A 13,858-nucleotide genomic window follows, 5' to 3' on the forward strand; every position below is an offset into this window, starting at 1 on the left:
TAGTTGAGCTCCTGGCGCTTCAAGTGCCGGTTGAGGTCTTGGAGGAAGAACCCATTGCTGGCGCTTACCAACCTCTCCGCCTTCGCTACGTCACCACACGACTAACAGAGCAGTTGAATTCAGGTCCCTGAAGCCGACAGCAGAAGTTCCGCGAGCGATCGTCGGTGATCCGGCCGAGGTTCACCTCGCCTCTGTTCACGCCCCCCTCCGCATGCGCGGTACGAGCTTGAGTCCCAAGGCCTTTCACCCCCTCGGCGATGTACGATTCCGTCTGTGACGAGCTGGCGCAGTTGGCCAAGGCCGCCATGGTCGATGACGGCTCCAAGCAGGGGACCCAAATCGGCCCCGGCGGAGAACCGCTGGACCGTCCGGGCTATTTCATCCCTCCAACCATCGTCCGCGACTGCCCGGAAGACGCCCGCCTGGTGCCCGAGGAGCAGTCCGGCCCGGGCGGTGAAATGGGCCAGGATGGCCTGCACGATTTTACCCAGGCGCACATCGTCAATGTGGTGGCGCTCAAGGGCGCTTGAGCGCCGCAGCCGATTGTTCCGGAAACAATAAGGCGGCGCAGCAGCGCCGCCTTTAGTCTATTTGGCCTCGGCCAGGTTCAGCTGTCGAAGCGGTAGCGCACGCGCAGGTACCATTCGCCCGGATCGTTATAGGTCCCGCTGCAGCCGCCGCCCGTGGTGTTGCAGTTCCCGGTGACCAGGTAGCGCTGGTCGGTGATGTTGGTCCCGCCGACGGTGAATTCGTAGCGGCCGCCGGGCGCCACATAAGAGGCCTGGAGATTGATCACGTCGACCGTAGGCCGGCGCAGGATCGGCGAGTTCACTGAATTGTTGAAGATCGAGGAGGTGTGGTTCCAGTCCAAGCCAAGCCGCAGGCTGGCGTCATTAGCCAGGGGGTAGCTGTATTCGGGATTGAGCGAGAACTTCCACTTGGGTGTCTTGGGCAGTTTGCTGCCGGTGTCGATGCACGCCTCGATCGCACAGTTCAGCGTCCCGTTTATGCCGGCGGCCAGCTTGGTGTACTTGGCGTCCATGTAGCCGACCGAGCCGCCGATCGAGAAGCCATGGCCCAGGATCCAGCGGGTCTCGGCCTCGAAGCCCGGAATCTGGGCTTCGCCGGCGTTCTTCAGCGTCGGCGAGATACCCTGCTGGAAGTTCAGCTGGATGCCCGTGTAGTCCGTATAGAAGGCCGCCAGGTTCAAGAGCAGCCGCCGGTCCAGCCACTTGGACTTCAGGCCGATCTCGTAGGTCTCGGCGTTTTCGGGACCGAAGGCGGCCAGGCTGGCGTCGGGAATCGGGCTGCTGAGGCGGGTCGTCCAGCCACCAGACTTGAACCCCTTGGAGTAGGAGAAATAGGCCATCCGGTCGCCGTCGAAGTGATACTGGATCCCAGCCGCCGGTGTGAAAATCCGGAAATCCTGATGATTGTCGGTATTCGGGAAATAGCGCAGGGGCTGGCCCGTCACGGGGAAGCCGAGCGCTTCTTGGCAAGTCAGATTGGCCGGCGCTCCGATCAGGGCGGCCGAGGCGCCCGGCGGGTAGCAGCCGCTGGCCTTGTAGGCGAGGCCATTCTCATCGGTCTGACCGCCGATGAATTCCTTCTCCTCCAGCGAGTAGCGGGCGCCCAGCGTCAAGCCGATCTTGTCGGTCAGCCTGTAGTCCATGTGCGTGTAGGCGGCGTAGGAGGAGCTGTCGAGCGTGTTCGGCCCGTTGATCTGCAGCAGGCCCTCGTCGAAGACCACGAAGTCATGGATGTAACCGTGCTCGTTGAAATAATAGAGCCCGCCGACATATTTCAGGCGCCCATCGAAGGCTTCGCCGGTCAGCTGCTCTTCCTGCGAGATCTGCCGTTGCCCCTCCTTGAACGACAGCTCGATGATCGACAGCGGCGAGCCGTCGTCGTCCAGGCCTGCCTTCCAGTTCAGGCCGCGATAGCCAGTGATCGATTTCAGGTTCAGGTTTTCGCCAAGCCGGTAGTCGATGGTCAGCGAGCCGCCATAGGCGTCCATCTTCGAGAAGCTGTTGCCGTTGGCGTAGGTCTTGTCGATCGGCAGACCGACCCCGGCGATAGTCGAGTTGTAAGCGGGGTGAGTGCCGTCGGAGAAGATCGAGCCTGAGTTGGCCACCGGCTCGTTGCACACGTGGCCGAGGCCGATGCCGGCCAGGAACGTCGATGGCAGGCTGACGCAGGTGTCATACAGGTTCGCCAGGGTGCCGGGAACGCCCTCGGTGGTGGACAGCGCGGTGTTCGGCGTCGCCGACTGGTCGACGTGGGTCCAATCCGCCGTCAGCGTCACCGTCAGCCGGTCTGAGGCCAGCCAAAGAGCCTTGCCGCGGATGGACTGCTGGTTCTGGCCGCCGTTGGTGGCCGAGGTCTGGCTTCCGGCGGACTTGAACAGATTGCCGTCCGAGCGATAGCCGGAGAGGCCCGGATACGGGATCACGTGCTGCCAGCCGTCCCGCTGCTCCGACGAAAAGGTGAAGCTGGTCCGCAAGGAATCGTTGACGGGAATGTCGACGATCCCCTGGAAGTCGCGGCGATTGTAGCTGCCAAAGGTGGCCGAGCCATTGAAGGCGTAGTGGTCGGACGGTGCATGAGTGACGACGCTGATCGCGCCGCCGATGGTGTTGCGGCCGAACAGGGTCCCTTGCGGCCCCTTGGCGATCTCGATCCGCTCAACGTCCGGCAAGTCCAGATTAGCGCCGACGGTGCGGGCCAGGTAGACACCGTCCAGGTAGACGCCGACGCCCGGGTCCAGGTTCATGGCGAAGTCGTCCTGGCCAATCCCGCGGATCGAGGCCGACAACACTACGCTGGAGCCCGAGAAGGGTGAGCTGGCGTCCAGGTTCACGTTCGGCGTCAAGGCCGACAGGTCGTGCACGTTCTGTACGCCCTTTTCCTTCAGCGCCTGGGCTGTGAAGGCGGTGATGGCGATCGGTACGTTTTGGACGTTCTCCGACCGCTTCTGGGCTGTCACCACCACCTCTTCGATGGTTTGTGCAGCGCTGGACGGAGGCGGCGTCTGCTGGGCGGCCGCCGACGAGCCGATGGCCGCGGCAAGAGCGACCAGGCTGACCATGGATAGTGTTTTGGGCATGATGTCCCCGCCTCCCCTGATGGCGTCGCGAGTTCGCTTCCAGGGCTCCCCGCTCATTTTCGCCGAGCATATAGAGAGCAGCCCGCCCGGGTCTTGGACGTGCGCGCACCGTCAATTCGGACGATTGCGCAGTCGCGAGGCTTCCAGCCCGTGGAGGACTACGGGGCTGTGCGCGCCCGCTGGGCGCGCGTCCTAAGTGGGTGAACTGCCGAGTCGGGCGAGCCGGGCAAGCGCTTCGAGAAGGGCTGCCCAGTCGGACGGGCCGACCGCTGCTCGGATGCGGGCCTCGTGAGCAGCCTGGGCGGCGTTGGCTTCCTCGAGCACAGCCGCGCCGGCGGGCGTGATTCTGAGCGCATGGGAGCGGCGATCGCGCCGGGCGACGCTTCGCCTGACAAGGCCGCGGCGCTCAAGGCCGTCGATGATAACGACAAGATTCGGCCGCTGGATCCGCAGCGCCTCGCCAATGCTCTGCTGTTTCAGGCCGGGATTGGCCTCGATCACCAGGAGTACGGAATAGTCCGTCAGCCTGAGGCCGAAGGGCTCCAGCGCCGCCACCAGGTCTTTGAAGACCGCTACCTGGGCCAGGCGCAGGAAGAACCCGACCTGCCGGTCCAGATCGCCAATATCCACCCCCGCGCCGGTCACCAACCTCGACGGAGCGCGAGAAGCGGGGCGCTGCTTTTTTATTGGAACACCAGCACCGGCTTGATCACCGCGCCAGTTTCGGAGGCTCGGACGGCCTCGTTGATCTGGTCGAAGGGGAAAAAGCGGACCAGCCGGTCCAGCGGCAGCTCGCCGCTCATGTAGTAGTCGACGAGACGGGGGATGAATTGCGCGGGCTCGACACCGCCTTCGACCACGCCGACGACGGAGCGTCCGGCGCTCATCAGGAAAGCCATGTCGAGGCAAAGGCGAGCGTCAGGCGAATAGGCGCCGACCAGGGCCAGCACGCCGCGTGGCGCCAGGGTCATGGCGGCCGCATTGACCACGTCGCCGACCCCGGTGGTGTCCACCATATAGTCGAAGCCGGCTAGGCGGTCCGGGCCGACCAGTTGATCGATCGACTGCCCGGGCGCCGCCTCAACGGCGTGGGTGGCGCCGAGAGCCATCGCCGTCTCCAGCCGGCCCCTATGCAGGTCCGCCACAGCGATGGTCCCGGCCTTGGCGATCCTGGCGGCCATCACGGCGCTCAAGCCTACGGCGCCGGCGCCCAGGATCGCGACCGCGGCGCCCGGCCGGACCCTTAGCGCCTCCAGGATTGTCCCGGCCCCGGTCTGGATTCCGCAGCCCAGCGGGCCCAACAGCTTCAGCGGCGCATCCTTGCGCACCTTGACCACGTTGGCCCGATGGCAGAGCGCATAGGTGGCGAAGGAGGACTGGCCGAAGATCTCTCCATTGATCGCCTCACCGCCCTGCGAAAGGCCGCTCGTGCCATCGGGTCGCCGGCCGAGGAAGTTGCGCGGAAAGAAGTCGTGGCAATAGGCCGGCGCCCGGTCGGCGCAGCTGGGGCACCGGCCGCAGCTGTTGAAGCTCATCACGACGGGGTCCCCGGGGGCGCACTCGGCGACGTCGGCGCCAACCTTTTCCACGACCCCCGCGCCCTCGTGGCCCAGCACCGCCGGCAGGGGCACGGGCAGACCCTGGTCGCGCATGACCATGTCGGTGTGGCAGACGCCGGTGGCGACCAACCGCACCAGCACCTCGTCAGGGCGGGGATCCTCGATCTCCACCTCCTCGACGACGAACGGCTGGCCGGGTCGGCGGCAGATGGCGGCCTTGATCTTCACGCTCTGGCTCCGCAGCGTTAGGGAGGGGTGAAGATGAGGCGCGGCGCGCGGGCCGTCTTGGACTGGCGCGCGCCCGGAAAACGCAAAATCGCGCAGCTGCGGCTATGCCCCGGGCCGGCTCCGGTAGGCAGTCGGCGTCATCCCGTAGCGGCTCTTAAAGCAGCGGGCGAAATAGGCCGAGTCGTTGAAGCCCAGGTCGAAGGCTAGATCGGTGACACTGCCGAAATCCTGCCCAGCGCGCAGACATTCGGCCGCCACCGCCAGGCGTCGTCTCTGAATGTAAGCGGTGGGCGTAGTGGCCATCTCGGCCATCACATCCTGGACCGTGCGTGGTGAAAGCGACAGGGCGCGAGCGATCGTGCTGGTCCTGAGGTCGGGCTCGTGCAGTCGCTGATCTATGAAATCGATCACGCGCCGACGGGTCGCCTTGCCCGGCGCGGGCGCGGCCGCTGTTCCCGTCGCCTGCAGGCAAAGGCCGGCAAGACGCAGGATCATATCCCCGATCGCTTCTTCGCATTCGGCAGGATGCTGATGGTTCCAGGCTTGGCGCAGCACTGAGCCAACAAAATCCCGCAGCAGACTGACGGTAGGCGTAGAGCCGCTCAGTCCCAGGGCTGCGCGCTGGTCGATTTCCGGCCGCGAGAGCCCCAACCGGTCGATGGGGCAGTCCACGACGAACATATAGTTCCGATCGGAAAGGGTGATGTGATAGGGCCGGTCGGCGACCACGAAGGTCATGTCGCCGGGCCCGAGAACGGCCGAGCGGCCGTACTGCCCATTCACGCTGCTGCCGCGATGCTGCAGGTGGATCAGCAGCCGGTCGCTGGAAGCCAACACATCGCGCTCGCAGCGATTGATCCTAGCTCGTTGGGAGCGGGCGGACGCCAGGCCGATGTCGCCTGCACGGCACTGCAACCAGCTGGCGCTGAGATCCGGATCGGCCTCAATGACCATGCCGTGAAAGAGTCCGCCGATGAAACCGTTCCACGCGTCGAGCCGCTCGGCACGTGGCCGGTCCAGGGTCGTAAAGCGATCGATGGTGATCGCGTTCATCGCCCCTCCCCTTTTTCTGCGCGCGATCCCCCAGCTTGAACAGCCGAGTTCAGATTGCATCATAATTATTAGTTCAAATAACTACCCTAGGCCCCACGTTGCGGCAAGCTCACCCGTTGGGGGGTGCTATGGTCGGCCAATTGGGCCAGTCCGATTTAAGCTGAATGGAGACGAGGAGCGCTGCGATGAAAGCCAAGGTGGTCCGCCAGCCAGGCGGCCTCGATCAGCTTGAGTTGGTTCAGACGGCCGACTGCGAGCGGTTCTGGAGGATGGAAGCCGGGCGTTAGCGTTCGAACCCGACCGGCAAGAGACATTCCAATGAAAGTCGGATTGGTCGTGGCGGCGGTTGGGCCTTTGGGCGGCTTTCGGCCGCATTTGGGGTCGCCGCGCGTTTCAACCGCTGACGGACCGCCGGAATTATCGCCCCATCGCCAGGGGTGCGGCGTCGCGCCCAACCCGACGGCCCAACATCAAAGGTTGAACGAAGAAGCGATCCGTCTTATCCCTCAGTAATGAGGCTCTAAACCATCTATCTGATGGCTGAAACATGATAAGCGCCGCCCAGCTACGCTCTGCCCGCGCCCTGCTTGGGATGGATCAGAAGGCCCTCGCCGAGTTGGCCGGCCTGTCGGTCCCGACCATCCAGAGAATGGAGGCCAGCGATGGCGTGATCCGCGGCAACGTCGATTCTTTGATGAAGCTGATCGGCGCCTTGGAGGCTGCGGGCCTCGAACTGATCGGGGAAGGCGCCGCCAGCACTGGCGGCGGCCGTGGGGTCAGGTTGCGCTGATGCCGCCGGCGGGAACCACCACTGTGCTGGCGTGCGTGGCCGCCCTGATCGCGCTTGGAGTCGGCTCCGCGCCTTTCGGCCGTCGCCAGGCCACGAGCCCCGTGGTCTATGGCGCCAGCGCCATTTTCTGTCTCGTCGCCGGCGCGGCCGCCCTGGGCGCGCTACTCGCCAGGGCCGCGCCGGACCAGGCTATCCTTCCGCTCGGCCTACCCTGGACCGGCGCCCGGTTCAGGCTGGATCCCTTGTCGGCCGCGTTCCTGATCGTGATCGACCTCGGCGGGGCGCTGGCCAGCCTCTACGCCGTCGGCTACGGCGCCCACGAGCGCGAGCCCCAGCGCATCCTGCCGTTCTTCCCTGTCTTTCTGGGGGCGATGAACCTGGTGGTGCTGGCCGCCGACGCCTTCAGCTTCCTGGTGGCGTGGGAGGTGATGTCGGTCACCTCCTGGGCCCTCGTCCTGGCGCACCACCAGGACGCGGAGAACCGGCGCGCGGCGCACCTCTATCTGGTGATGGCGAGTTTCGGCGCCTTTTGCCTGTTGCTGGGCTTTGGCCTCCTGGCGGGCCCCGGCGGCGGCTACGCCTTCGACACCATGCGCGCGCACCCGCCGGGGGCCCTGATCGCCGGCCTGGTGCTGGTCCTGGCGGTGCTGGGCGCAGGCTCCAAGGCGGGTCTTGTCCCGCTGCACGCATGGCTGCCCCTGGCTCATCCGGCCGCGCCCAGCCACGTCTCCGCACTGATGAGCGGGGTGATGACCAAGGTCGCCATCTACGCCTTCGTCCGCATCGCTTTCGACCTTCTCGGCCCGCCCCAAGACTGGTGGAGCGTGCTGGTTCTGGTCCTGGGCGCAGCGACGGCGGTGATGGGCGTGCTCTACGCCCTGATGCAGACCGACATGAAGCGGCTCTTGGCCTACAGCACGGTCGAGAACGTCGGCATCATCTTCATCGGCCTCGGCCTCGCCTTGGCGTTCAAGGCTCAAGGCCTGGTCGTTCCCGCCGCGCTCGCAGCCACCGCGGCCCTGTTCCACGCCTTCAACCACTCGCTGTTCAAGAGCCTCTTGTTCATGGGCGCGGGCGCGGTGCTCGGCGCGACCGGCCAGCGCGACCTCGAGCGGCTGGGCGGACTGATCGGCCGCATGCCGCAGACGGCGCTGGTGTTCCTCACCGGGTCCGTGGCCATCTCGGCCCTGCCGCCGCTGAACGGCTTCGCCTCCGAATGGCTGATCTTCCAGGGCGTGCTGGTCAGCCCGCAACTGGCGGTCACGGCGCTGAAGTTCCTGGTGCCTGCGGCCGGCGCCATGCTGGCCCTGGCCGCCGCCCTCACCGCCGCGGCCATGGTCCGGTGCTTCGGGACCGCCTTCCTGGGACGCCCGCGCTCGCCGCAAGCCGCCGCCGCCCGCGAGACCGATCCCTGGTCTCTCGGGGCGATGTTCGCCCTGGCCGCCCTGTGCCTCGTGGTCGGCGTCCTGCCGGGCTTCGTCATCGACGCCCTGGCGCCCGCCGCCGCCCTGATCGTCGGCGGCCATATGCCGGACCAGGTCAGCCAGCCCTGGCTCTCCATCGTGCCGATCGCCGAGAGCCGCAGCTCCTACAACGGCCTGCTGGTGCTGGTGTTCATCGCCGCCTCGGCCGGCCTGGCGGCTCTGGCCATCCACCGTTACGCCTCTGGCAAGGTGCGGCGCGCTCCGGCCTGGGATTGCGGCTTTCCCGACCCCAGTCCGCTCACCCAGTACAGCGCCGGCAGCTTCGCCCAGCCGATCCGGCGTGTGTTCGGTCCCGCCGCCTTCGCCGCCCGCGAGATCGTCGAGATGCCGCCGCCAGGCGATATGCGGCCGGCGCGCTTCATCGCCGTTGTCCGCGACCGGATCTGGGAGACGCTCTACGCGCCCATCGACCTTGTGATCGGCAGGATCGCCGACCGTCTCAACCGCCTGCAGTTCCTGACCATCCGTCTCTATCTCGGCCTGGTGTTTCTCGCCCTCGTCGGTCTGCTCCTGGTGCTGGCCATATGGGTGTGATCCGCGATCTTTCGGTGCAGGGCCTGCAGATGATGCTGGTCCTGGCTCTGGCGCCGCTGCTCACCGGCTGGGTGCGGCGACTGAAGGCGCGTCTGCTGCGCCGGCGCGGACCGCCGCTCTTGCAGCCCTATCGCGACCTGTGGCGGTTGATGCGCAAGGAGGTGGTTCTGGCGCACAACGCTTCGTGGCTGTTCCGCGTCGCACCCTACCTGATCTTCGCCGCAACCTGGGTGGCGGCGGCCTTGATCCCGACCTTCGCTACCGGCCTTCTGTTCAGCTGGTCGGCGGACCTGATCGCCATCACCGCCCTTCTGGGCAGCGCGCGCTTCTTCCTGGCTCTGGCTGGCATGGACGTGGGCACGAGCTTCGGCGGCATCGGCTCAAGCCGCGAGGTGATGATCGCCAGTCTGGCCGAACCGGCCATGATCATGATCGTGTTCAGCTTGGCCCTGCTGGCCCACTCGACCCAGCTGTCGACCGTCGCCGGGTTCATGCTGTCGTCGAATGTCGGCCTGAGGGTGACCCTGGCCATGGCCCTGGTCGCGCTCCTGATGGTGGCCGTGGCCGAGAACGGCCGCATTCCGATCGACAATCCGGCCACTCACCTTGAACTGACCATGGTCCATGAGGCCATGGTCCTGGAATATTCCGGCCGCCACCTGGCCGTGCTGGAGTTGGCCAGCTTCCTCAAGCTCCTGCTCTACATCTCGCTGATCGCCTGCGTGTTCGTTCCCTGGGGCCTGGCGCCGGTCGGGTCGGGCCTGGCGGCCGCCGGAATCGGTCTTGTCGCCTATCTCGGTAAGCTGGTCGTCGCCGGGGCCATGCTGGCCATCTTCGAGACCTCGATGGCCAAGATGCGGGTGTTCCGCGCCCCGCAATATCTGGGCGCGGCCCTGATGCTGGGCCTTCTGGGCGCCCTGTTGCTGTTCGTCTCGCGCGGGGGCCTCCGATGACCGGCCTCAGCTTTGACGTCGCCCATCTTCTCGCCGGCGGCCTGGTGCTGATGAGCTTCACCCTGCTCTACCAGGACCGGCTCAGCGCCCTGATCAATGTCTACGCCGTCCACGCCCTGGTGCTGTCCATGGCCGTCGCCTGGCAGGCGTTCGTGCAGCAGGCGCCTCACCTATACGTCACCGCCGTGATCGCCCTGGCCTTCAAGGCCCTGATCATCCCCGTGTCGCTGCACCGGATCATCCGCCGGCTCGGCATCCACCGCGAGATCGAGACCATGGTCGGCGTCGGGCCGACCATGCTGGCCGGCATTGGCCTAGTGGCCCTGTCGATGGTGGTGATGCTGCGCGTGACCGAGGATGCTGACCGACTGGCCCGCGAGGACCTGGCCTTCGCCCTTTCCGTGGTGCTGCTGGGCCTTCTGATGATGGTCACCCGGCGCAATGCGCTGAGCCTGATCATCGGCTTCATGTCGCTGGAGAACGGCCTGGTCCTGGCCGCCGCCGGCGCCAAGGGCATGCCGCTGGTGGTCGAGATCAGCGTCGCCTTCTCGGTGCTGATCGCCTTCATTGTCATCGGCGTCTTTCTGTTCCGCATCCGCGAGCGGTTCGAGACCATCGACGTCGCGGCCTTGGACCGGTTCCGGGAGGCTCGCGAATGACCCTGTTCGGTCTAAATGCCGTCCACCTCGCCCTGCTGATCCCAGCCCTGACCGCCGCGCTGCTGGCGCTGTCGCCCGGCTACCGCCTGAGCGCATGGATCAACTCCCTGGCGGCGTTTCTGACCTTCCTGGCGACGGCCTCGCTCTTCTTCAGCCGTCCGCCGGTCGGGCTCTACCTACAGGTTGACGATCTCAGCGTCGTATTCATCGTCCTGGGCGCGTTCGTCGGCTTCACCACCAGTCTGTTCAGCGCCAGCTACATCGCCCATGAGATTGAGATCGGCCGCCTGACCCCGATCCGCCTGCGCTTTTACCACGCCATGTATCAGGTGCTGATGTTCGCCATGAACCTGGCCCTGATGTCCAACAACCTCGGCCTGATGTGGGTGGCGATCGAGCTCGCCACCCTGACCACCGTGGCCATGGTCGGGGTCTATCGCACGCACGAGGCGATCGAAGCGGCCTGGAAATATTTCATCCTGGGCAGCGTCGGCATCGCGCTGGCACTGTTCGGCACCATCCTGGTCTATGTCGCCGCCGAACCCGTGGTCGGCCAGGGCCTGCGGGGCATGGTCTGGACCGTGCTGATGACCAAGGTCGCCCTGTTCGATCCGCCGCTGCTCAACGTCGCCTTCGTCTTTCTGCTCTTGGGCTACGGCACCAAGGTGGGCCTCGCCCCCCTGCACGCCTGGCTGCCGGACGCCCACGCCGAAGGGCCGACGCCGATCTCGGCCGTGCTCTCAGGCCTGCTGCTCAACGTCGCCCTCTATGCGGTGCTGCGCTTCAAGATGCTGTTGGCCGCCAACCACGCCGCGCTCGCGCCCGGCCCCTTGATGGTGACCATGGGCCTGGTCTCGCTGGTCTTCGCCGGCTTCATGCTCTACCGCCGACGCGACATCAAAAGGCTGTTCGCCTATTCCTCGATAGAGCACATGGGCATCATCGCCTTCGCCTTCGGCATGGGCGGACCCTTGGCCAATTTCGCCGGCCTGCTGCACATGACCATGCATAGCCTCACCAAGTCCGGCATCTTCTTCAGCGTCGGCCATATCGCCCAGGTCAAGGCGAGCCAGCGGATCGACGACATCCGCGGCCTGACGGTCACCCACCCCCTGCTGGGCTGGGCTTTGGTGGCGGGCGTGCTGGCGATCGCCGGCCTGCCGCCGTTCGGCATCTTCACCAGCGAGTTTCTGGTGGTCAGTTCGACCTTCGCGCGCCAGCCCTGGCTCGCCGCGCCGCTGGTCCTCGGTCTTCTGGTCGCGTTCGGCGCGCTTTTGCTGCGCCTGCAGGGCCTGGCGTTCGGCGAGCCTTCTCCGGGGGCGGCGCCGGTGAGGGCTTCCTATCTGCCGATGCTGGCCCATCTCGGTTTGGTGCTGGCGGCCGGCCTCTACTTCCCGCCCCTGCTCACGGCGTGGTTCCAGCACGTGGCGAGGATGCTCGGATGACGGGACTGGCTGACGCTCATCCGCCGTGGAGCGCGATTCTGGTCGATGAGCCCGGCTGGCGGGCGGCCATGGAGGCCCTGGCGGCGGGAGAGTTGACCCTGGTCAGCCTCTGGGGCGAGCCGGGCATGGTCCACATGGCGCTGTCCCGCGCCCACGGCGAATCGGTGATCCTCGATCTGCCATGCCCAGAGGGCCGCTACCCCTCGGTAGGGGCAGCGCACGCCCCGGCTATCCGGCTCGAACGGGCCCTGTTCGACCTGCACGGCCTCGTAGCGGACGGCGCAGTCGACACGCGGCCCTGGCTCGACCATGGCCAGTGGGAAGTCCGCCATCCGCTCGGCGCAGCCGCGCCCTCGACCGGGCCCGCGCCCTATGCGTTCCTGCCGGTGGAGGGCGAGAGCCTGCACCAGATCCCGGTCGGGCCGGTCCATGCCGGGATCATCGAGCCAGGGCATTTCCGCTTTACCGCCAATGGCGAAACCGTCGCCCGGCTGGAAGCGCGGCTCGGCTATGCGCACCGGGGCGTGGACGGGCTGATGGCGGGGGCCGCACTGGACCGCGCCGCCCAGCTCGCAGCCCGGGTCTGCGGCGACAGCACCGTGGCCTATTCGCTCGCCTTCGCCCGCGCTGTCGAGGCGGCGCTCGGATTCGAAGCGCCACCCAGGGCGGCTTGGTTGCGAGCTCTGCTGGCGGAGATGGAGCGGCTGGCCAACCATCTCGGCGACATCGGCGCAATCTGCAACGACGCGGCGTTCAGCCTGATGCTGGCTCACTGCGGCGTGCTGCGCGAGCAGGTCTTGCGCACGGCGAAGGTCGTTTTCGGTCACCGGCTGATGATGGACTGCGTGGTTCCAGGTGGCGTGTCCGTCGACCTGGACGTGACGGGCGAGGCCCTGGTCCGCGATCTGGTTCGCACGATCCGCGAGCGCTTTCCCACTCTGGTCGAACTCTATGACGAGACGGCGGCGCTGCAGGACCGAACCGTCTCGACTGGGATCGTGCCCCGTGAGTTGGTCCAACGCTTCGCCGCTGGCGGTTACGTCGGGCGAGCTTCAGGACGCACGTTCGATGCGCGGCGTGACTTCCCCTATGCCCCCTACGACCGGTTCACCTTCAAGGTCGCAGTCCGCGAGGAGGGCGATGTCAACGCCCGGGTCTGGGTCCGTATCGACGAGGTAGACGAGAGCCTGTCGCTGATCGAGCAGATCCTTGGCGAGTCGCCAACCGGTCCGGTCCATGTGAACCCGCCATCGGGGTCCGGAGAGGGGACAGCCCTGGTCGAGGGCTTCCGCGGCGACATCCTGGCCTGGGTCAGAATTTTGAAGGGTCGAATCGAGCGCGCCCACCTGCGCGATCCATCCTGGTTTCAATGGCCGCTGATCGAGGCCTGCATCGAGGGCAACATCGTCGCCGACTTTCCCCTCTGCAACAAATCGTTCAATTGCGCCTATGCGGGGTGTGACCTCTGATGGCCCTGACACGCCTCCTGACCAAGGGCCTGTTCAGCCGCCCACTGACCGAGCCGGCGCCGCCGATCGAGGAGGCGGCGTTGAAGCGGCTTGGCGAGCGCCTGGACGTCGCGGCCCGCCTCCGGCTGGGGCGCAGCCTGGCCATCCGCCAAGTCGACGCCGGCTCCTGTAACGGTTGCGAGCTCGAGATCCACGCGCTGAGTAACGCCTTCTACGACCTCGAACGGTTCGGCCTGCGCTTCGTCGCCTCGCCGCGGCACGCGGACGTGCTTCTAGTCACGGGCCCTGTCACACTGAACATGCGCGAAGCGCTGCTGCGGACCTTCGATGCGACACCGGAACCGAAATGGGTGGTCAGCGTCGGCGGCTGCGCACTCGACGGCGGCCTGTTCGCGGGGAGCTACGCCTGCGCGGGCGGCGTCGGCGCCGTTTTGCCGGTCGATGCGCACATTCCAGGCTGCCCGCCGGCGCCCGAGGCTCTGCTCGGCGGCCTCATCGCTTTGATCGAAGCGAACACCAGGCGATCCGGCTCGAACCGCTGATGTCCGATGCTTCGCCGCTTTACCCCCCCTGGAGAC

At 66.5% G+C, this 13,858-nt stretch carries 12 protein-coding genes; 8 read left to right on the plus strand and 4 right to left on the minus strand.

Going from position 1 to position 13,858, the window contains the following annotated elements:
• The first annotated feature begins 290 nt into the window (after positions 1-290).
• Positions 291-530, plus strand: a complete 240-nt coding sequence (locus KCG34_RS07255) for an aldehyde dehydrogenase family protein (RefSeq protein WP_211939714.1) — start codon at positions 291-293, stop codon at positions 528-530.
• 77 nt (positions 531-607) lie between these two features.
• On the opposite strand, the gene KCG34_RS07260 is transcribed toward KCG34_RS07255, so the two are convergent.
• From KCG34_RS07260 to KCG34_RS07275, 4 genes are all read right to left on the minus strand, one after another.
• On the minus strand, positions 608-3,106 hold the full coding sequence (locus KCG34_RS07260; protein WP_249138253.1) for a TonB-dependent receptor: 2,499 nt from the start codon (positions 3,104-3,106) through the stop codon (positions 608-610).
• A gap of 192 nt (positions 3,107-3,298) precedes the next feature.
• Positions 3,299-3,736, minus strand: a complete 438-nt coding sequence (locus tag KCG34_RS07265) for a MarR family winged helix-turn-helix transcriptional regulator (protein ID WP_249138254.1) — start codon at positions 3,734-3,736, stop codon at positions 3,299-3,301.
• 53 nt (positions 3,737-3,789) lie between these two features.
• Positions 3,790-4,893, minus strand: a complete 1,104-nt coding sequence (locus KCG34_RS07270) for an NAD(P)-dependent alcohol dehydrogenase (RefSeq protein ID WP_211939715.1) — start codon at positions 4,891-4,893, stop codon at positions 3,790-3,792.
• Between the two features lie 102 nt (positions 4,894-4,995).
• The gene (locus KCG34_RS07275; RefSeq protein WP_211939716.1) at positions 4,996-5,946 is read right to left on the minus strand and encodes a helix-turn-helix domain-containing protein; all 951 of its coding nucleotides are present in this window, start codon (positions 5,944-5,946) and stop codon (positions 4,996-4,998) included.
• 547 nt (positions 5,947-6,493) lie between these two features.
• Here KCG34_RS07275 and KCG34_RS07280 point away from each other — a divergent pair.
• Genes KCG34_RS07280 through KCG34_RS07310 form a run of 7 tightly spaced genes read left to right on the plus strand, consistent with a single transcriptional unit; the run spans position 6,494 to position 13,822 of the window.
• Entirely contained in the window at positions 6,494-6,736 is a 243-nt protein-coding gene (locus tag KCG34_RS07280) for a helix-turn-helix domain-containing protein (protein ID WP_211939717.1), read from the plus strand.
• The gene (gene hyfB / locus KCG34_RS07285; RefSeq protein ID WP_211939718.1) at positions 6,736-8,754 is read left to right on the plus strand and encodes a hydrogenase 4 subunit B; all 2,019 of its coding nucleotides are present in this window, start codon (positions 6,736-6,738) and stop codon (positions 8,752-8,754) included. The genes KCG34_RS07280 and hyfB overlap by 1 nt, the downstream gene beginning before the upstream one ends.
• Complete coding sequence (locus tag KCG34_RS07290) at positions 8,745-9,707, plus strand: respiratory chain complex I subunit 1 family protein (protein ID WP_211939719.1); 963 nt, start codon at positions 8,745-8,747, stop codon at positions 9,705-9,707. The genes hyfB and KCG34_RS07290 overlap by 10 nt, the downstream gene beginning before the upstream one ends.
• Complete coding sequence (locus KCG34_RS07295; protein WP_211939720.1) at positions 9,704-10,366, plus strand: hypothetical protein; 663 nt, start codon at positions 9,704-9,706, stop codon at positions 10,364-10,366. Before KCG34_RS07290 ends, KCG34_RS07295 begins: the two co-directional genes overlap by 4 nt.
• Complete coding sequence (locus tag KCG34_RS07300) at positions 10,363-11,811, plus strand: hydrogenase 4 subunit F (protein ID WP_211939721.1); 1,449 nt, start codon at positions 10,363-10,365, stop codon at positions 11,809-11,811. Before KCG34_RS07295 ends, KCG34_RS07300 begins: the two co-directional genes overlap by 4 nt.
• Positions 11,808-13,280, plus strand: a complete 1,473-nt coding sequence (locus KCG34_RS07305) for a hydrogenase large subunit (RefSeq protein ID WP_211939722.1) — start codon at positions 11,808-11,810, stop codon at positions 13,278-13,280. Before KCG34_RS07300 ends, KCG34_RS07305 begins: the two co-directional genes overlap by 4 nt.
• On the plus strand, positions 13,280-13,822 hold the full coding sequence (locus KCG34_RS07310) for an NADH-quinone oxidoreductase subunit B family protein (protein ID WP_211939723.1): 543 nt from the start codon (positions 13,280-13,282) through the stop codon (positions 13,820-13,822). The genes KCG34_RS07305 and KCG34_RS07310 overlap by 1 nt, the downstream gene beginning before the upstream one ends.
• Positions 13,823-13,858 lie beyond the last annotated feature (36 nt).

The sequence above is a fragment of the Phenylobacterium montanum genome (assembly GCF_018135625.1).
Taxonomy (GTDB): Bacteria; Pseudomonadota; Alphaproteobacteria; order Caulobacterales; family Caulobacteraceae; genus Poindextera; species Poindextera montana.